This window comes from Piscinibacter sp. PDB1-1 (assembly GCF_056675995.1).
In genome coordinates, this window is record NZ_JBWVZJ010000002.1 from 99,043 (window position 1) to 115,899 (window position 16,857).

Consider the following 16,857-nt stretch of genomic DNA (forward strand, 5'->3'; position numbering starts at 1 on the left):
AGGGTGGGGTTGCCGAGGCAACCCCTTCTCTTTTATGCGTTGTCCCTTCTGTTCGCACGAAGACACCCAGGTCGTCGAGACGCGCGAGTCCGACGAAGGCGATGTCGTGCGCCGTCGTCGCCGCTGCCAGAGCTGCGACAAGAGATTCACCACCTACGAGCGCACCGAGATCGCCCTGCCCTCGGTCGTCAAGAAGGACGGCACACGCGCCGACTTCGATATCAACAAGATCCGCGCGTCCATGTCGCTTGCCCTGCGCAAGCGGCCTGTGAGCGTGGAGCAGATCGACGCCGCGATCGAGCGCATCCAGGACAAGCTACTCAACAGTGGCGCGAAGGAAGTCGCATCGACCAAGCTCGGTGAACTGGTGATGCGCGAACTCAAGCGCATCGACAAGGTGGCCTACGTGCGCTTCGCCTCGGTCTATCGAAGCTTCGAAGACGTGGACGAGTTCCGCCAATTGATTCGCGACATCTGATTCACGACGCCTGATCCCCCGGCCGGATGCCCCCGCGAGAGGCATTCGGTTTCCCCCTCCCGGTGGACGCCGGAATGCGCCGCGCTTTCTACAGTGCTGCCATACCAGACAGAGGGGGAGAGGGAGCATGACAACAAGAGCCGCGGGGTTCACCCTGCCAGAGCTTGCGATCGTGGTGGCGGTCACGGCCACCGTGGCCACCCTGGCCATGCCGTCGTTCGCGAGCTTTGTCGAGACGCAACGTCTGAACGGCGTGGCCACACAACTCGCGAGCGACCTGCAGTTCGCCCGTGCCGAGGCAGTGCAACGCCAGCAGGGCGTTCGGGTGGAGTTCTCGACCGACGCGGCCTGCTACGTGATCCACACCGGTGCCGCTCGTGAATGCCGCTGCAACATCACAGGCGCAGCTCTATGCGATGGCGAGGCCACGGCCGTCAAGACCACGCGCCTGGAGCAGCCGGAGCGCGTGAGTATCGCGAGCAACGTGGCGTCGCTGCGCTTCGATCCGTTGCACGGCACCGCCTCACCGACCGCCACGGTACGCGTGCTCGGCGAGCGAGGCCGAGCCATCCACCAGGTGGTCAACCTGATGGGGCGGGTGAGGTCGTGTTCGCCGCAAGGTCTCGTCTCCGGCTACCGTGCCTGCTGAGGAGGACGCCATGCCCACCAGGCCTCACGGGTTCAGCCTCATCGAACTGATGGTGGCCACCGCCATCGTCGGCATCCTCGCCGCCACGGCCTACCCAAGCTTTCAGGGGCCGGTCCATCGCGCACGCCGAATGGACGGCATCACGGCATTGATGCAGCTCCAGTTGGCGCAAGACCGATGGCGCGCCGCCCACAACAGCTACGCCACGCACGCCGAGCTGAATGCAGCGACCGCTTCGCCCACCCGCTACTACACGCTGCAGATCACGCAGGCGAGCGCGCACGGGTTCAGCGCCACCGCGACAGCCGCCGGCGCGCAAGCCGGCGATGCCGCCTGCAGGGTGCTGCGCCTCACCATCGACGGCGGCGACACACGCTACGCCTCCGGCCCCGACACATCCACCGTGAACAGCAACGCCGACAACAAGCGCTGCTGGGGTGTATGAGGCGGGCGCGCTTCGCCGCTCAGCGCGGCCTGTCACTGGTCGAACTGATGGTGGGGCTGGCACTCGGGCTTGCGCTCACGTCGGCCGGCCTCGTCGCCCTCGCCCACCACCTGCGCGAAAGCAGAGCGCTTCTCGAAGAGGCGCGCCTGCAGCAAGACCTGCGAACGGCCACCGACCTGATCGCGCGCGACCTTCGCAGGGCCGGCCCGCTGAACGTGGACAGCGCCGGGGCCCGCTTCACCCCGGCCAGCGGCGGCAACAGCCTCGCCTATCGCCTGCGCGCCGGCGCCATCGAGATGCAAATGGGAGAGGGATCGTGGCAAGCGCTGACGGATGCGAACACCTTGCGCGTCACGGACTTGCGCATCACGCCGCAAACGCACGAATCGTCGCTCGACGGGTTCTGCAGCCATGAATGCACCGCCGGCAGCACCGACTGCCCACCGCGCCAGACGCTACGCACCGTGGACATCCTCATCGAAGCCCACCCCGTGCAGGCATTGACACCAGCCCGCCGGTCGACATCCACCGTGCGTCTGCGTCACGACGCTCTGGCCGGCGCATGCCCCGCCGCATGAAGAAGACGCTCCAACGCGGCGCAGCCACGCTCGGGATCGCCGTGCTGATTGGCTTCCTGATCCTTGTGGGTGTGGCCTTCGCCCACCGCGGCGTGCTTCTCGACGCCCGCAGCTCGGTCAATCAGTACCGCGCGACGCAAGCGAATGAGATGGCGGAGGCGGGCATCGAGTGGTCGCTCGCGCAACTCAACATCAATGCGCGGGTTGGAGCCGACTGCCTGGCCAGCCACGATGCCGGTGCGGCCACCTTCCGCGAGCGCGCGGCAGCCGGTTTGCATGCGCAGTGCGCGGCCACGGCTCAGGGGTGGGACTGCCAGTGCGACCAGTCAGGCGTCGCATGGCCCCCGACACAAGGCAGCGTATTCAGGGTCGCGTTCTCGCCCGGGGATCGCACGACCACGCTTCGCGTGAACTCGCGCGGCACCAGCGGCGTGCACGGCGTCGAACTCACAGCCCTGCTGGGCCGCCTGCCGGGGCTGGACACCATCCCCGCAGGTGCGCTCACGGTACGCGGCCACGCCCGATTCGGCGCAGGCGGCTTCGGACTGCATCACACGCTGGCGGCCAGCGGCGGAGTGACGCTGCACAGCGGTGGCAATGCCGACACCCAGACGCTGGCCCTTCGCGCACCGCCGGGTACACCAGCCCAGGCATCGGTGCTGAGCGATGACCCGTCGCTCAGCCAACTCACGCCCGCGGGCCTGTTCGCGAGCCTGTTTCGCCTCAGCCCGGCCGCGTGGCAGGACCAGCCCGCGGCGCGCGCCATCGATTGCAGCCAAGCCTGCGACGCCGCCTTGGAATCGGCGGTCGAGACGCATCAACTCGTGTGGCTGCGCGGCGGGCTGCGCCTTGCGCGAGCGCACTCACTGGGCAGCCCCACGCGCCCGGTCTTGATGGTGGTCGACGGCCCCGCCGAACTCACCGCGCCACTGACGCTGCACGGAATGATCCACGGCCGCAACGCCACCTGGCGCGACACAGCCGGCGCGCGAATCCAAGGCGCCGTTGTGATGGAAGGCGACTTCGATGCCGAGGGCGGCACGCAGATCCAGTACGACGCCGCCGTGCTCGACGCGCTTCACCAGCAAACGGGCAGCTTTGCGCAACTGCCAGGGAGCTGGCGTGATGATTGACCAGCCGATACCGAGGCGGCCGCGGCATGCCCATCGCGGCCTCAGCCTGATCGAGGCACTGATCAGCCTGTCCCTGCTCACCCTCAGCGTGGTGGGCGCGCTCCGCTTGCAGAACAACCTGGTCCTTCACGCCGACATCGCCCACCAGCGCACGGCGGCATTGCAGCTGGCGCAGGCGGATCTGGAGTCGCAGCGCGGTTTCAGCGACCACGCGGCCTTCGATTCGATTGCTGACAATCAGCGGACCACGCCTGCCACCAACACCGCCTACACCGTCACGCGCGCGGTGCACACGACGGACGGGGCCATGACGCTTGCGACCGAAGTGCAGTGGCACGACCGCAGCGGCGCGTTGCAGGCCGTTCGGCTGCAGTCCTTGCTTTCCCGTGTGGCGCCCATCTACTCGGCCGCCTTGACGCTGCCGCCCCAGGACCGGGTGCTCGCGCCCCGTAAGCATCTGCCTGCCGGCGCGACTCCCTGGTCATCGGGCAGCAGCCTCTTCAAGCCGACACCGCAAAGCACGGTCGCCTGGCTGATCGACAACGCCACCGGCGTCGTCAGCGCCCAGTGCAGCGCACCCGCGGGGCTCACAGGCAGAGAACTCGCGCCAAGCCAGGTCACCGCCTGCACGCCGCTGACTGCGTTGCTCGTGCGGGGCTACATCCGCTTCTCGCTCGGAGCCATACCGGATGCAACCCGGCCCACGGACGCACCACTCGCGCTGACCCTGGAGCCCGGCACCTGCGAGGTCGAGGCGCACCCGCGGGCGCGCGAACCCCATGTCAGCTACTACTGCGTCGTGCCCAGTGGGGCCCTCGGCGCCGAACCGCTGCGAATCGTGCCCGCCGGCTGGGCCCTCGGCGCCACGGCCGACGCCCGCAAGGCCTGCCGATACCGCGCCGCGCCGGCCAACTACGTCGTGATCCGGGGTGACCTGGCCTGCCCCGGTGCCGACACGCAGCACAATGACGACTCGTACGCCACGACCCAGCACCAACCTTGAACCTCTCGCCCACCGATCACGCCGCGATGCGCGACGCCCTGGCTCTGGCCGAACAGGCCATCGGCCTGAGCGACCCGAACCCACGCGTGGGCTGCGTCATCACCAACGGCCAGGGCGCTGTGCTCGGGCGCGGGCACACCCAGCAGGCCGGCGGCCCGCATGCCGAGGTGATGGCTTTGCGCGACGCTGCCGAGCACGGCCACGACGTACGCGGCGCCACCGCCTACGTCACGCTGGAGCCCTGTTCGCACCACGGGCGCACACCGCCGTGCTGCGACGCGCTCATTGCAGCGGGGCTGAAGCGGGTGGTGTCCGCGAGCCAAGACCCGAACCCGCTGGTTGCGGGCCAGGGTTCGGCACGCCTCCATGCCGCCGGCATCGAGGTACATACCGGGTTGCTGGCCGAGCAGGCCCGCGAACTCAACATCGGGTTCTTCTCGCGCATGCTGCGCAAGCGCCCGTGGGTGCGGCTCAAGAGCGCGGTGTCGATCGATGGCCGCACGGCACTCGAGAACGGAGTCAGCCAATGGATCACCAACGAGGCAGCGCGCACCGACGGGCACCGCTTCCGCAAGCGGGCTGGCGCCGTGCTGACGGGCGTCGGGACGGTGCTCGACGACAACCCGCGGCTCGACGTGCGCCTGGTCGACACCGCACGCCAGCCCTTGCGTGTGGTCGTCGACTCGAGGCTCGACACGCCACCCAACGCCCGCCTGCTCGATGCGCCCGGCGCAGCACTCATCTACGCCGCAGTGCCCGACAAGGCACGCCGTGAGACCCTCACCGAACGCGGCGCGGAAGTCACCCTGGCACCCGGCGAAGGCGGCAAGGTCGACCTGGCCAGCATGCTCACCGACCTGGCGCAGCGCGGCATCAACGAGCTGCATGTCGAGGCCGGGCACAAGCTCAGTGGATCCTTCGTGCGCGAGGGGCTGGTGGACGAGTTCCTGATCTATCTCGCCCCCAAGCTGCTCGGAAGCGGCCATGGGCTCGCCAGCTTCGGCCCCATCGCCGGCCTGGATGAGGCGATTGCGCTACGCTTCGTGAGCGTCGATCGCGTCGGCGACGACCTTCGCCTCATCGCTCGCCCGCCCGGCAGGGAACACTTCTAGAGCGCTCGCGCACTCGCACCCAAGCATCCGCTTCCAAGCACCATGTTCACAGGCATCATCACCGGCCTCGGCCGCATCGTCGACGTCCACGCCCTCGGCTCCGACGCATCGCACGGCAAGAAGCTCACCATCCAGGCACCCGCCGGCTACCTCGACGACGTCCAGCTCGGCGACAGCATTGCCTTGAACGGCGCCTGCATGACCGTCACCACCTTCGACACCACCAGCCAGCGCTTCACCATCGACATCTCGGCCGAAAGCCTGGACAAGACCGCCGGCCTCGGTGAACCCGGCCCGGTGAACCTGGAGAAGGCATTGCGCAGCCACGACCGCCTCGGCGGGCACATCGTGAGTGGCCATGTGGACGGCATCGGCCGAGTCGATTTTTTCGAGCCGGTGGGTGAGTCGTGGGAGCTGCGCGTGCGCGCTCCTCGCGCACTCGCCAAGTTCCTCGCCTACAAGGGATCGATCACCGTCAACGGCGTGAGCCTCACCGTCAACCGCGTGACGGACGTCGCGGACAGCTGCGAGTTCAGCATCAACCTGATCCCGCACACGCTCGAAAACACCACGCTCGGCAGCCTGAAGGCCGGCAGCCCGGTCAACCTCGAGATCGATCTCATCGCGCGCTACGTGGAGCGCATGCTCACGCCCGGTATTTCAGGGGCTGGCGTCTAAATCGCCCCAAGGGCCTGCGCCAGCCGGGAAGAGACCGGCCGCCTACAATTCGCGGATGCCTATCTCCCCCGTTCCAGAACTGGTTGCCGAGCTGGCTGCCGGGCGCATGGTCATCCTCGTGGATGAAGAAGATCGCGAAAACGAAGGCGATCTCGTCATTGCCGCCGATCTCGTCACACCCGAGGCCATCAACTTCATGGCCCGCTTCGCACGCGGCCTGATCTGCCTCACGCTCACCCGCGACCGATGCGAGCGGCTGAACCTGCCGCCGATGACGTCGCGCAACGGCACCCAGCATGGCACCGCGTTCACCGTCTCCATCGAGGCGCGCACGGGCGTCACCACCGGCATCTCGGCCGCCGATCGCGCTCGCACCGTGCAGGCCGCCGTGGCGCGCGATGCGCACGCGAGCGATCTGGTGCAGCCCGGCCACATCTTCCCGCTGCAAGCAAAGGACGGCGGCGTGCTCATGCGCGCGGGCCACACCGAAGCCGGCTGCGACCTCGCCGCCATGGCGGGCCTGTCTCCCGCCTCGGTCATCTGCGAGGTGATGAACGACGACGGCACGATGGCGCGCCTGCCCGACCTCGAGATCTTCGCCAAGGAACACGGCCTCAAGATCGGCACCATCGCCGATCTGATCGGCTACCGCAGTCGCAACGAATCACTGATCGAGCGCATCAGCGTGCGCAAGCTGAACACCGCACAAGGCGTGTTCGACTGCACCGCGTTTCGCGACCGCACCGGCAGCATCCACCTCGCGTTGAGCCACGGTGACATCCATACCGGCCACGAGGTTCTGGTGCGCGTGCACGAGCCGCTCTCGGTGATGGACCTGCTCGACGTCGGCGCCTGTGGTCACTCGTGGCCGCTGCCCAAGGCACTGCAGGCCGTGCAGGCTGCCGGGCGCGGCGTGGCGGTGCTGATGAATTGCGGTGACGACAACGGAACCTTGCTGGCGCGTCTCGGCGTTGCCGACGACAACCCGCCGGTGCGCGCACAGATGGACCTTCGCACCTACGGTGTGGGCGCCCAGATCCTGCGGGAGTTGGGCGTGACCAAGATGAAGCTCCTCGGCAGCCCCCGCCGTATGCCCAGCATGACCGGCTACGGGCTCGAAGTCACTGGCTTCGTGTCCCCCGACCTTTGAAGGAACCCCGTCATGCAAAACGCTGACAAAGGCCAGGTGGCCGAACTCGACGGCACCGACTTGCGCATCGGTATCGTGCAGGCTCGCTTCAACGACAAGCTCACCTCGCAGCTGGCGAGTTCGTGCATCGCCGAGCTCGAGAGCCTCGGCGTCTCGAGCAAGCACATCACGCATGTCACCGTGCCCGGCGCGCTCGAAGTGCCGCTCGCGCTGAACGCCATGGCGCAAACTGATCGCTTCGATGCGCTGATCGCGCTCGGCTGCATCATCCGCGGCGAGACCTACCACTTCGAGTTGGTAGCGAACGAAAGCGGCGCGGGCGTGACGCGCGTGGCCTTGGATCATGAACTCCCGGTGGCCAACGCCATCCTGACGGTCGAGAACGAAGAACAGGCGTGGGCACGCGCCGACGAGAAGGGGCGCGACGCCGCCCGTGTGGCCGTCGAGATGGCCAACCTGCTGGAAGACCTGTCGTGACCGAACCACCCAAGAAGGCCGCCGGCACCAAGGCGGCGGGCAAGCCGCTTGCCAAGATGACCAAGCCGAAATCGTCGCGCCGTCGCTCGCGCGAGTTTGCGGTGCAAGGCCTGTACGAGTGGCTGCTCTCGGGCAGCGAACCCGGCGTGATCGATGCTCATGTGCGCGAGCAGGAAGGCTTCGACAAGTGCGACAGCGCGCACTTCGACGCACTGCTGCACGGCTGCATCGCCGAGGCGGCCGACATCGATGCCGTGCTGACACGCCACGTAGACCGACGGACCGCAGAGCTGTCGCCCATTGAACACGGTGTGCTGATGATCGGCACCTACGAGCTGAAGCACTGCATCGACATCCCCTACAAGGTGGCGATCAACGAGGCCGTGGAACTCGCCAAGAGTTTCGGCGGCACAGACGGCCACAAGTACGTGAACGGCGTGCTCGACAAGGCGGCAGTCGATCTGCGGCCTGTCGAGGTCGAAGCCTTCAGAGCGTCGCGCCGCTGAAGCCATCGGCACGGGCCTCATGAAGCTCGCATCGCGGCTCGATCACATCGAGCCCTTCTATGTGATGGAGTGCGCGAAGGCGGCGGCCGAGATTGCCGCCAGCCCCGCCTGCGACCCGGCGCGTGGCGGCACGCCGATGATCTTCTTGAACATCGGCGAGCCCGACTTCACCGCACCACCCCGCGTGCAAGAGGCGGCCCTGCGCTGCCTGCAGCAAGGCCGCACGCAGTACACACCGGCCACCGGCCTGCCCGCACTGCGTGAACATCTGAGCCAGTGGTACGCACAGCGCTTTGGCGTCGACGTGCCGGCGAAGCGCATCGTCATCACCGCCGGTGCCTCGGCCGCATTGCAGCTTGCCTGTCTGGCGCTCGTCGACCGAGGCGACGAAGTCCTGATGCCCGACCCGAGCTACGCCTGCAACCGCCATTTCGTGGCTGCGGCCGATGGCGTTCCGGTTTTGCTGCCGTCGCCACCCGAGCACCGGTTCCAGCTCGACGCCGCCGGCGTCGAGGCCGCCTGGTCACCCCGCACCCGCGGTGTGCTGCTGGCGTCGCCTTCCAACCCCACCGGCACATCAATCGCGCACGACGAAATGGGCCGCATCGCGCAGGCCGTTCGTTCGCGGGGCGGCTTCACGCTTGTCGACGAGATCTATCTCGGCCTGAGCTTCGACGAATCGTTCGGCCACACCGCCCTCGCCCATGGCGACGACCTCATCTCGATCAACAGCTTCTCCAAGTACTTCAGCATGACCGGCTGGCGCCTTGGTTGGCTGGTGGTTCCTGAATCGCTCGTGCCTGCCGTCGAGAAGCTCGCGCAGAACCTGTACATCTGCGCTTCGGCGGTCGCGCAACACGCCGCGCTGGCCTGCTTCGAGTCCGAATCGATCGCCGAGTACGAACGCCGCCGCCACGAGTTCAAGGCGCGTCGCGATTTCCTCGTGCCTGCGCTCAACCGGGTCGGCCTGACCGTGCCCGTCATGCCCGACGGCGCGTTTTACGCCTGGGCCGATTGCTCCAAGTTCTCGGCCAGCAGCTGGGACTTCAGCTTCGACCTGATGCGCCGCGCGCATGTCGCCATCACGCCAGGCCGCGACTTCGGTCCTCATGCGGGTGAGCGTTATGTGCGGTTTTCATATGCGAGCGCAATGCCATTGCTGCGCGACGCTGTTCAGAGGCTCGAACAAGCCCTTGTCGCCTGAGTGCAATACCGCACACCCTCTTTCGTGACGGGGTGTTACTAATGCGCGAACGCGGTAGTTTTTTGGTGCCTGCATGCACCACCATTGAACTAAGCTCGCATGATGGTGGTTGCTGCACGCCCCGTTGAATGACGCATTCCAGTTTGTCCATGACAGGCATCGCCTCAGAACCGAGCTCCCCTGGCCCTCAAGGCGCCCCCGAAGCGGCAGGTTCGGCCGAACCCGCAGCGTGGATCGACACCGACCAGGGTGCGCTGCCGCCTGCGGGCGTTTCGTTCAGCACCAATCTGCCGAGCAAGTCGGCCGACCAGTTGCCGACCATCGGTCACATCGGTCGCTACGCTCTCAAGTACCAGATCGGTGAAGGCGGCCTCGGCCGCGTGTATGCCGCGCACGATCCGCTGCTGTCGCGGCTGATCGCCATCAAGACGCTGAACCTCGAGATCGCGGCCGACGAGCGCGAGTCGTTCAACTCGCTGTTCCTGAACGAAGCCCGCGCCGCCGGCGGCCTGAGCCACCCGCACATCGTCACGGTGTTCGATGCCGGCGTGAGCGAGCAAGGCGCGTACATCGCGATGGAGCTGCTCAAGGGCCGCGACCTGCGCCAGCTCCGCCTCGAGGGCTGGAAGCCCACGCCGACGCAAGCCGCGCTCATCGTGCGCCGCGTGTCCGACGCGCTGGCGTACGCGCACTCCAAAGGCGTGGTCCACCGCGACATCAAGCCCGCCAACATCTTCATGGTCGGCCGCACGCAGCCGCGCGTGCTCGACTTCGGCATCGCCCGAGTGGCCCATCAGCACGAGGCCCATGGTGAAGGCGAGATCACCGGCGGCTCGCCGTACTACATGTCGCCCGAGCAAGTGCGCCACCAGCCGGTGGACCGCCGCTGCGATGTGTTCTCGCTCGGTGTGGTGCTTTATGAGCTGCTGACCGGTTCGCGCCCGTTCCGCGGCGCATCGCTCAAAGAGATCACCGATCAGGTGGTCGAGTTCGACCCGCCCAAGGCGCACGAAGTCGACGCGACCGTGCCCAAGGCCTTGTCAGACATCGCCGCCCGGGCGATGGAGAAGAACCCGGAAGACCGCTTCCGCTCGGCCCGTGCGCTCGCCCGCGAGTTGCGCCACTGGCTGGAGGAGCACGCGCAGGACACCGCCGAGGGCGAAGACGCGCTCAAGCCCAGCAAGCGCCCCATCGTCTGGGTACTCGGTGCGGTGGCCGCTGCATTCACGATCGCTGCGGCCTGGCTCGCGTTCGCACCGCACGGCTCCGATCAAGCGGCGCCGCAGGTTGCTGCTGTGGAACCCGCAGCCCAGGGGGCACCACCCTCGGTCGTTGCGGCGGCGTCGGTCGTTGCGGTCGCGCCGCCGATCGAAGCACCGGTCGCGTCCGCGCCTGTGGTGGAGCCGCCCGCCGCTACAGCGCCACCGGCACCTGCCCCCAAGGCCACCGAGTTTGCCGAAACACCCAAGCAACGCCGCGCCCGCGAAGCCCGCGAACGCGAAAGCCGCCTCGCCGCTTCGACGGCCGTGGTCGGCAATGGCGTGCTGCGCATCGCCGTCAGCCCGTGGGGCCAAGTTGAAGTCGATGGCAAGGCCGTCGGCATTGCACCGCCGCTCAACGAGATCACGCTGCCCGAAGGGCGCCACACGATCACCATCCGCAATGGCGAGTTCCAACCGTACAGCTCCACGGTGAACATCGTCGCGGGCCAACCTGTTTCACTCAAGCACCGATTCGGATCATGAGAGCACTCCATGCATTTGCGCTCGCATCGTTGGTGATCGCCGGCTTGGCCGGCTGCGCCACGCCGCCGCCGCCAGCGGTTGGTTTGCTCGATGTGACCTCACGCCCCGCCGAGCGCGCACTGTTGACCGGCCTGCGCGCATACGACGACGCGCAGTACCCCGAGTCCGAGAAACAACTCAATCTGGCGCTCAAGACGGGCCTGGTGTCGCCGCGCGACCAAGGCGTGGCACACAAGACACTCGCCTTCATCTACTGCACCAGCAACCGACCGGTCGACTGCGAGGCAGAGTTCCGCGCCGCCAAGAAGGCGGACCCGAACTTCGCGCTGAGCAAGTCTGAACAGGGCCACCCCCTGTGGGGGCCGGTCTACAAGCGCGCCAGCGTGGCGCCTTGAACGGGCGCCTGAAAGTCACGCGGCGATAATGCGCGATTGGCGGCACAGACAGATGCCGCCCCTTACGCGCCAATGACCGCCAGCATCCTGCACACATTCGCGCACGACCTGCGCATCTACTGGGAAGACACCGACGCCGGCGGCGTGGTGTTCTACGCCAACTACCTCAAGTTCTTCGAACGCGCCCGCACCGAATGGCTGCGCTCGTTCGGCTACGCGCAAGAAGAACTGCGCGTGCAAACCGGCGCGATCTTCATCGTCTCGCAGACCGCCGTGCGCTACCTGCGGCCGGCGCGGCTCGACGACCTGCTCACCGTGACGGTGGATGTACAGCACGCCGGCCAGGCCAGCATGCAGATCGCCCAGGTGGCCTGGCGGGGTGAAGAGCGCCTCGCCGAGGGCGAGATCCGCATCGGCTGCGTCGATGCGCAGACGTTCAGGCCGCGCCGCATTCCCCCACACCTGCTGGAGGCGATGGCGAAGGCGCGCCCACCCGCCGAGACGCCATGATCGCCAACTGGATGCGCCGGCTTCTAGGGCATCCGCCACGGCCATTGCTGCCTGAAGGCGCGGTACTCGAGATCGATGCGACGGGCATCACGATCGGAATGCCGCTGACGCTCGAACCTGGCCCCACGCTGTGGCGGTGGTCGCAGGTTCACGAGTTCGGGCTGATGTTCGACGAAGCGCCCTTCCCTGACCCCTGGTTCGGCAACTACATGGAAGCGCAGTGGTTCTTCACGGCCGAGCCCGAGCCCGGCTCGCCTCTGCGCACCTCATTTGACGCCGAATGGCTCCCCTTCGAGACACTTGCCCAGCGTGTGCTCCCGTACCTGGCGGTCGACCTCGACGCCCTGCGCCCAGGGTGGGCGGCCTACCAGAAGGGACTGAAGAATTTCGAAGGTGGTGGCATCTGGGTGGGGTGGCGCCGCGCGGGGTGGTCGTGGCCGCAACCCGCTGATACGCCACCGACGGCATCGCGGGCAGAATCAGGCGATTGACGGAACGCGCACGCCGTTTGCCCCTCTCACCCCTGCACACACGTACCCAAGGGACTCGCTGAATGAATCAAGACTTCTCCATCGTCAGCCTGGTGCTGCACGCCAGCTTCGTCGTGCAGGTGGTCATGGCCGGCCTGCTGGTCGTGTCGCTTGCAAGCTGGACGGTGATCTTCGGCAAGCTTTTCGGCTTGAAGAAGGTGCGCGCCGTCAACGAAGAGTTCGAGCGCGAGTTCTGGGCCGGCAAGAACCTCAATGACCTTTACAACGACGCCGGCCGTCGCGTCGAAGGCGCGCCGATGGAGCGCATCTTTGCGTCCGGCATGCGCGAGTTCCTGAAGATGCGCGAGCGCCGTGTGGCCGACAACGGCCAGCTGCTTGACGGCTCGCGCCGCGCCATGCGCGCCAGCTTCCAGCGCGAACTCGACGCGGTGGAGGCGCATCTGTCCTTTCTGGCAACCGTCGGCTCGGTGTCGCCTTACGTGGGCCTGTTCGGCACGGTGTGGGGGATCATGCATGCCTTCGTCGGCCTCGCCAACCTGCAGCAGGTGTCGCTTGCCACCGTGGCGCCTGGCATTGCCGAGGCCCTGGTCGCGACCGCCATCGGCCTGTTTGCCGCCATCCCCGCGGTGATCGCCTACAACCGTTTCGCCCGCGAGATCGACCGCATCGCGATCCAGATGGAGACCTTCATCGAGGAGTTCTCCAACATCCTGCAGCGCAACGCCAGCCAGCCCCTCCCGGCTGCACCCGCGCCCGGAGTGCGCTGAGATGCCGGCAGTCAGCCCGCTGCGCGGCTCGCACCGCCGCCGCACCATCAACGAGATCAACATGGTGCCCTTCATCGACGTGATGCTGGTGCTGTTGATCATCTTCATGGTGAGCGCGCCCCTCATCACCACGGGCGTGGTCGACCTGCCCAGCGTAGGCCGCAGCAAGCAGCAGCCCAAGAAGGTGATCGAGGTCGTGGTGGGCAAGGACGAGGCGCTGCGCCTGCGCGTGGACAACAAGGAGGTCGGCACCATGACGCTCAAGACCCTGAGCGAGCGCGTGAGTGCTGCCCAAGGTGGCGACGCCAGCGCGCCGGTGGTCATCTCCGCCGACAAATCGGTCAAATACGAGGCGGTCGTGCGCGTCATGGACCTGCTCCAGAAGGCAGGCGTGCAACGTGTCGGCCTGTCGGTGAAGAACAACGGCTGATCAGGGGGCTGTCATGACCGGTTCCACCTTCGGCAACGACGAGTTCAAGCCCAGGCCGCCCGACGGCACGCGCCGCGGCTTCGCGCTCTCCGCCGTGGTTCACCTGGGCTTGCTGATCGCCATCGCCTTCGGCGTGAGCTGGCGCGCAAGCGAACCGGAAGGTGTGGAGGCCGAGTTGTGGGCCGCTGTGCCGCAGATCGCCGCGCAGCGCGACATTGCACCAGACCCACAGCCCACACCCAAACCGCTGCCCAAGGTAGCCCCCAAGCCGGAACCCAAGCCCGAACCCAAACCCGAGCCCAAGGTCGAGCAACCCGACCCGCAGATCGCGATCGAGAAGGCGAAGCAGGAGAAGCTCCGCAAGCAAAAGGAAGAAGACAAGCGCGAGCAGGAGGAGAAGGCCCGCGCCGAGAAGGCCGAGAAAGAGAAAGCCGACAAAGAGAAGGCTGAAAGAGAGAAGGCCGACAAGAAGAAGGCCGCCGACGAGAAGGCGCGCGTCGCCAAGGCAGAGGCAGATCGACAGAAGCAGCTCGACGAGCAGCGCGACAAGAATCTCGCGCGCATCCGCGACATGATGGGTGTCGACGGTGGCACGGCGGGCGGCACCGCGGCGCGCACCGCAGGCCCTTCGGCAGCCTACGCAGGCCGAATCAAGGCGCGCATCTACCCGAACATCGTTCTCACCAGCAACATCGACGGCAACCCAAGCGCCGAGGTTGAGGTGCGCTGCAGCGCAGACGGCACCATCATCGCCCGCAAGATCACCAAGAGCAGCGGCGTGAAGGAGTGGGACGACGCGGTGCTGCGCGCAATCGACAAGACCGAGATCCTGCCTCGCGACACCGACGGCAGCATGCCCTCGCCGATGCTGATCACCTTTCGACCGCGCGACCGTTGAAGCTTTGCGCTGCCGCGCCTCACAGGGCGCGAGCGCCCTTGAGTGCCAATCGCGGCTCCAGCAAACGGTCGAGCGACCACTTGCCAGGGCCCCACAGCAGCAGCGCCAGCAACAGGCTGCCCCAGAACACATGCTGCTGCAACGCGGCCGGCGCGATCTCCTGCAGGCTCAGCACGGCCGCCACGTTCACGATCGACAGGCCCAATGCCGCCACACGCCCGCCCAGGCCGAGCAGGAGCAGCACCGGCAGCACCAGTTCGCCTCCTGTACCCATCACCGCGGCCACGGCGGGTGGAAGCAGCGGCACCTTGTATTCATCACTGAAAAGCAGGAGCGTGGTGTCCCAGTCGTGGATCTTGGTCAGCCCCGACAGGAAGAACACCTGCGCCAGGTAAAAGCGCGCCGCGAGTTGCGCGGCAGGTTGCAGCGATTCGAGGGCGATGACGAATCGGCGCCAGAGAGAGACGGCAGTTGCGAGCGTGGTCACGGTGATGTTCCTCCAGGGTGCGAGCAGCTTGGTCGTGCCAGGCCGCTGCTTCTTGCAAGCGATCAGCCCGCGTGCGGGGGTGATTCAGCGGTGAATGCACGCCAGACCCACCCGTGCTGCAGGGCCTGCACGAGCCACGGCTGAAACGCGAAGTCGTCGCCTGCGCGTCCGAGGGCCGTGGCGAGTGCGTCGCCCGCCAGCAGGCTGCGCATCCAGCGCGCGCTCGGGGGGTCGATGACCGCGGCGCACGCGCGCCAGCCGGAACGCCACACGACGGCAGCCTGCCCTTGGGCCCCCGCAAGCATCGCGCGCACTGAGTTGCGATGTTGAAGCGCATCGTCGTCGGCCTGATGCGCCTTCCAGATGCTCACGACCGGGTAAGCACTCTCAAGCACAGCCACGCCGGGCATCAAGGCCAGATGCAGCCGTTCGGGCTCGGCCTCGCTCAACAGTTGCAAGGTTTGCGGATCGGCATCGGCTTCGCCAGCGCGTTCGGAATCGGCCAGCAGCCATTCGAGGCGCGCCACGTCGGCCAGATAAGGCACATCGGCGAGTTGCTCGCTGGCACCGATGAACGCCGGCAAGCCCTCACCGAAACAAGCCAGATCACCGCGCCGCGGCGGCTCGGCCTGCCAGAAGGCACGCGCGAGCGCGGCGAACGAGTCCTCGCCCACCAAGGCCTGCACGGTCGGGTAAGCCGCCAACAGCGCGCGCTCGGCCGATGCCCCCGCGTTGGCCTGATAGGCCTGCAGGCCGCGTGTCACACCGGCCGGCCGTTCGGCCAGCAACCCATGCAGTGCGGCGCCGTCGTCGCGCTGCACGATGGCAGCGAGCAGCGCCTGCTGCCGCAACGCTTCGGTCGGTTTCGTCATGCGAGGTACTCGTCGGCGCGCCGCGCTTCGCCCAGCAGTACGTCGAGCGCCGGCAGGTCGGTGTCCCACTCGACCAGCGTGGGCCGCGGGCCAAGGCGCGCCATGGTGTGGCGGTACACCGCCCACACCGGTTCGTGCACGCAGCTGCCGTGATCGTCGATCACGATGCCATCGGTCTCGCAGTAGCCCGCAAGGTGGATCTCACCGACGGCGTTCGCGTCGATGGCATCCACCCAGGCGCAGGCGCTCGCGACGGCATCGGGGGCGCCCTCGTTGAGCGCGTTCACCACCAGGTTGTTGACGTCGAGCAGCAGGCCACAACCACTGCGGCGCGCGAGCGCGTTGAGAAACTCGTGCTCGGCCATCTCGGCGCCGGCCCATGCCAGATAGGCCGACAGGTTCTCGATCAGGATGGGCCTGCGCAGGCGCTCCTGCACCTGCGTCACGTTGCGCACCATGATGTCGAGCGCCTCGTGCGTGAAGGCCAGCGGAAGCAAGTCGTTGCCATGCATCACCGGGCCGCCGCTGCGCTGCGCGGCACGCGCAAAGCTCGCATGGTCGGAAACGCGCACGGGCTCGATGCGATCGACCAACCGAGAGAGCCGGTCGAGGTGCCACGGGTCGAGGCCTGCCGCCGAGCCGAGCGACAGGCCCACGCCGTGCAGGCTCACGGGGTAGCAAGAACGCGCCTCATGCAGCACGGCCAGGGCCGCGCCGCCGTCGGCGAAGAAATTCTCGGAGTGGACCTCGACAAAACCGAGATCGGGGCGCCGCTCCATCAACTCGGCATAGTGGGGTTGGCGCATGCCAATCCCGGTCTGTACCGGCTGAGACTGCAAAGCGGTGCGC

At 67.3% G+C, this 16,857-nt stretch carries 22 protein-coding genes; 19 read left to right on the forward strand and 3 right to left on the reverse strand.

Annotated elements, in window-relative coordinates:
* Positions 1-34: 34 nt before the first annotated feature.
* The 19 genes from nrdR (at position 35) to tolA (ending at position 14,649) form a co-directional block, all read left to right on the forward strand.
* Positions 35-478 carry a transcriptional regulator NrdR gene (gene nrdR / locus AC1KAR_RS12205; RefSeq protein WP_480318005.1) on the forward strand — a complete coding sequence of 148 codons (444 nt, stop codon included), beginning with the start codon at positions 35-37 and terminating at the stop codon, positions 476-478.
* A 127-nt stretch (positions 479-605) separates the two neighbouring features.
* Positions 606-1,127: a GspH/FimT family pseudopilin gene (locus tag AC1KAR_RS12210; protein ID WP_480318007.1), complete on the forward strand. Its 522-nt coding sequence runs from the start codon at positions 606-608 to the stop codon at positions 1,125-1,127.
* Between the two features lie 10 nt (positions 1,128-1,137).
* Positions 1,138-1,572: a type IV pilin protein gene (locus AC1KAR_RS12215; protein WP_480318009.1), complete on the forward strand. Its 435-nt coding sequence runs from the start codon at positions 1,138-1,140 to the stop codon at positions 1,570-1,572.
* Positions 1,569-2,150 (forward strand): PilW family protein, encoded by a 582-nt coding sequence (locus AC1KAR_RS12220; protein ID WP_480318011.1) that lies wholly within the window; start codon positions 1,569-1,571, stop codon positions 2,148-2,150. The genes AC1KAR_RS12215 and AC1KAR_RS12220 overlap by 4 nt, the downstream gene beginning before the upstream one ends.
* The gene (locus AC1KAR_RS12225) at positions 2,147-3,283 is read left to right on the forward strand and encodes a pilus assembly PilX N-terminal domain-containing protein (protein ID WP_480318013.1); all 1,137 of its coding nucleotides are present in this window, start codon (positions 2,147-2,149) and stop codon (positions 3,281-3,283) included. The genes AC1KAR_RS12220 and AC1KAR_RS12225 overlap by 4 nt, the downstream gene beginning before the upstream one ends.
* A complete protein-coding gene (locus AC1KAR_RS12230; RefSeq protein ID WP_480318015.1) occupies positions 3,276-4,286 on the forward strand; it encodes a type IV pilus modification PilV family protein in 1,011 nt (336 codons plus the stop codon). The genes AC1KAR_RS12225 and AC1KAR_RS12230 overlap by 8 nt, the downstream gene beginning before the upstream one ends.
* Positions 4,283-5,398, forward strand: a complete 1,116-nt coding sequence (ribD, locus tag AC1KAR_RS12235; protein WP_480318017.1) for a bifunctional diaminohydroxyphosphoribosylaminopyrimidine deaminase/5-amino-6-(5-phosphoribosylamino)uracil reductase RibD — start codon at positions 4,283-4,285, stop codon at positions 5,396-5,398. The genes AC1KAR_RS12230 and ribD overlap by 4 nt, the downstream gene beginning before the upstream one ends.
* Positions 5,399-5,440: 42 nt before the next feature.
* Positions 5,441-6,076 carry a riboflavin synthase gene (locus AC1KAR_RS12240; protein ID WP_480318019.1) on the forward strand — a complete coding sequence of 212 codons (636 nt, stop codon included), beginning with the start codon at positions 5,441-5,443 and terminating at the stop codon, positions 6,074-6,076.
* Positions 6,077-6,131: 55 nt separating this feature from the next.
* A complete protein-coding gene (gene ribBA / locus AC1KAR_RS12245) occupies positions 6,132-7,226 on the forward strand; it encodes a bifunctional 3,4-dihydroxy-2-butanone-4-phosphate synthase/GTP cyclohydrolase II (protein WP_480318021.1) in 1,095 nt (364 codons plus the stop codon).
* A 12-nt stretch (positions 7,227-7,238) separates the two neighbouring features.
* Positions 7,239-7,703 carry a 6,7-dimethyl-8-ribityllumazine synthase gene (ribH, locus tag AC1KAR_RS12250; protein WP_480318023.1) on the forward strand — a complete coding sequence of 155 codons (465 nt, stop codon included), beginning with the start codon at positions 7,239-7,241 and terminating at the stop codon, positions 7,701-7,703.
* 56 nt (positions 7,704-7,759) lie between these two features.
* On the forward strand, positions 7,760-8,209 hold the full coding sequence (nusB, locus tag AC1KAR_RS12255; protein ID WP_480319411.1) for a transcription antitermination factor NusB: 450 nt from the start codon (positions 7,760-7,762) through the stop codon (positions 8,207-8,209).
* A 19-nt stretch (positions 8,210-8,228) separates the two neighbouring features.
* On the forward strand, positions 8,229-9,413 hold the full coding sequence (locus tag AC1KAR_RS12260; RefSeq protein ID WP_480318025.1) for a pyridoxal phosphate-dependent aminotransferase: 1,185 nt from the start codon (positions 8,229-8,231) through the stop codon (positions 9,411-9,413).
* Positions 9,414-9,562: 149 nt separating this feature from the next.
* Positions 9,563-11,158: a serine/threonine-protein kinase gene (locus AC1KAR_RS12265; RefSeq protein WP_480318027.1), complete on the forward strand. Its 1,596-nt coding sequence runs from the start codon at positions 9,563-9,565 to the stop codon at positions 11,156-11,158.
* Positions 11,155-11,553 carry a TssQ family T6SS-associated lipoprotein gene (locus tag AC1KAR_RS12270; RefSeq protein ID WP_480318028.1) on the forward strand — a complete coding sequence of 133 codons (399 nt, stop codon included), beginning with the start codon at positions 11,155-11,157 and terminating at the stop codon, positions 11,551-11,553. Before AC1KAR_RS12265 ends, AC1KAR_RS12270 begins: the two co-directional genes overlap by 4 nt.
* A 72-nt stretch (positions 11,554-11,625) precedes the next feature.
* Positions 11,626-12,063: a tol-pal system-associated acyl-CoA thioesterase gene (gene ybgC / locus AC1KAR_RS12275; RefSeq protein WP_480318030.1), complete on the forward strand. Its 438-nt coding sequence runs from the start codon at positions 11,626-11,628 to the stop codon at positions 12,061-12,063.
* Complete coding sequence (locus tag AC1KAR_RS12280; protein WP_480318032.1) at positions 12,060-12,554, forward strand: hypothetical protein; 495 nt, start codon at positions 12,060-12,062, stop codon at positions 12,552-12,554. Before ybgC ends, AC1KAR_RS12280 begins: the two co-directional genes overlap by 4 nt.
* A 62-nt stretch (positions 12,555-12,616) precedes the next feature.
* On the forward strand, positions 12,617-13,321 hold the full coding sequence (tolQ, locus tag AC1KAR_RS12285; protein WP_480318034.1) for a protein TolQ: 705 nt from the start codon (positions 12,617-12,619) through the stop codon (positions 13,319-13,321).
* Position 13,322: 1 nt separating this feature from the next.
* Entirely contained in the window at positions 13,323-13,751 is a 429-nt protein-coding gene (tolR, locus tag AC1KAR_RS12290) for a protein TolR (RefSeq protein ID WP_480318036.1), read from the forward strand.
* 13 nt (positions 13,752-13,764) lie between these two features.
* A complete protein-coding gene (tolA, locus tag AC1KAR_RS12295; protein WP_480318038.1) occupies positions 13,765-14,649 on the forward strand; it encodes a cell envelope integrity protein TolA in 885 nt (294 codons plus the stop codon).
* Positions 14,650-14,668: 19 nt separating this feature from the next.
* Here the strand turns inward: tolA and AC1KAR_RS12300 are convergent, their stop codons facing one another.
* The 3 genes from AC1KAR_RS12300 to bufB all read right to left on the reverse strand — a co-directional run bounded on the left by AC1KAR_RS12300 (position 14,669) and on the right by bufB (position 16,814).
* Positions 14,669-15,136, reverse strand: coding sequence for a DoxX family protein (locus tag AC1KAR_RS12300; RefSeq protein WP_480318040.1), 468 nt, complete (start codon positions 15,134-15,136; stop codon positions 14,669-14,671).
* A gap of 62 nt (positions 15,137-15,198) precedes the next feature.
* Complete coding sequence (locus AC1KAR_RS12305; RefSeq protein WP_480318042.1) at positions 15,199-16,008, reverse strand: HvfC/BufC family peptide modification chaperone; 810 nt, start codon at positions 16,006-16,008, stop codon at positions 15,199-15,201.
* Positions 16,005-16,814 (reverse strand): MNIO family bufferin maturase, encoded by an 810-nt coding sequence (gene bufB, locus AC1KAR_RS12310; protein ID WP_480318044.1) that lies wholly within the window; start codon positions 16,812-16,814, stop codon positions 16,005-16,007. The genes AC1KAR_RS12305 and bufB overlap by 4 nt, the downstream gene beginning before the upstream one ends.
* Positions 16,815-16,857 lie beyond the last annotated feature (43 nt).

Bases quoted from the DNA above. Each gene is read 5' to 3' on its own strand.
- AC1KAR_RS12280 (WP_480318032.1), top strand. From the start codon at position 12,060: ATGATCGCCAACTGGATGCGCCGGCTTCTAGGGCATCCGCCACGGCCA.
- ribH (WP_480318023.1), top strand. From the start codon at position 7,239: ATGCAAAACGCTGACAAAGGCCAGGTGGCCGAACTCGACGGCACCGAC.
- ybgC (WP_480318030.1), top strand. From the start codon at position 11,626: ATGACCGCCAGCATCCTGCACACATTCGCGCACGACCTGCGCATCTAC.
- AC1KAR_RS12225 (WP_480318013.1), top strand. From the start codon at position 2,147: ATGAAGAAGACGCTCCAACGCGGCGCAGCCACGCTCGGGATCGCCGTG.
- ribBA (WP_480318021.1), top strand. From the start codon at position 6,132: ATGCCTATCTCCCCCGTTCCAGAACTGGTTGCCGAGCTGGCTGCCGGG.
- AC1KAR_RS12210 (WP_480318007.1), top strand. From the start codon at position 606: ATGACAACAAGAGCCGCGGGGTTCACCCTGCCAGAGCTTGCGATCGTG.
- AC1KAR_RS12260 (WP_480318025.1), top strand. From the start codon at position 8,229: ATGAAGCTCGCATCGCGGCTCGATCACATCGAGCCCTTCTATGTGATG.
- nrdR (WP_480318005.1), top strand. From the start codon at position 35: ATGCGTTGTCCCTTCTGTTCGCACGAAGACACCCAGGTCGTCGAGACG.
- AC1KAR_RS12240 (WP_480318019.1), top strand. From the start codon at position 5,441: ATGTTCACAGGCATCATCACCGGCCTCGGCCGCATCGTCGACGTCCAC.
- AC1KAR_RS12265 (WP_480318027.1), top strand. From the start codon at position 9,563: ATGACAGGCATCGCCTCAGAACCGAGCTCCCCTGGCCCTCAAGGCGCC.
- AC1KAR_RS12215 (WP_480318009.1), top strand. From the start codon at position 1,138: ATGCCCACCAGGCCTCACGGGTTCAGCCTCATCGAACTGATGGTGGCC.
- tolQ (WP_480318034.1), top strand. From the start codon at position 12,617: ATGAATCAAGACTTCTCCATCGTCAGCCTGGTGCTGCACGCCAGCTTC.
- AC1KAR_RS12270 (WP_480318028.1), top strand. From the start codon at position 11,155: ATGAGAGCACTCCATGCATTTGCGCTCGCATCGTTGGTGATCGCCGGC.
- AC1KAR_RS12220 (WP_480318011.1), top strand. From the start codon at position 1,569: ATGAGGCGGGCGCGCTTCGCCGCTCAGCGCGGCCTGTCACTGGTCGAA.
- tolA (WP_480318038.1), top strand. From the start codon at position 13,765: ATGACCGGTTCCACCTTCGGCAACGACGAGTTCAAGCCCAGGCCGCCC.
- bufB (WP_480318044.1), bottom strand. From the start codon at position 16,814: ATGCGCCAACCCCACTATGCCGAGTTGATGGAGCGGCGCCCCGATCTC.
- nusB (WP_480319411.1), top strand. From the start codon at position 7,760: ATGACCAAGCCGAAATCGTCGCGCCGTCGCTCGCGCGAGTTTGCGGTG.
- AC1KAR_RS12305 (WP_480318042.1), bottom strand. From the start codon at position 16,008: ATGACGAAACCGACCGAAGCGTTGCGGCAGCAGGCGCTGCTCGCTGCC.
- AC1KAR_RS12230 (WP_480318015.1), top strand. From the start codon at position 3,276: ATGATTGACCAGCCGATACCGAGGCGGCCGCGGCATGCCCATCGCGGC.
- tolR (WP_480318036.1), top strand. From the start codon at position 13,323: ATGCCGGCAGTCAGCCCGCTGCGCGGCTCGCACCGCCGCCGCACCATC.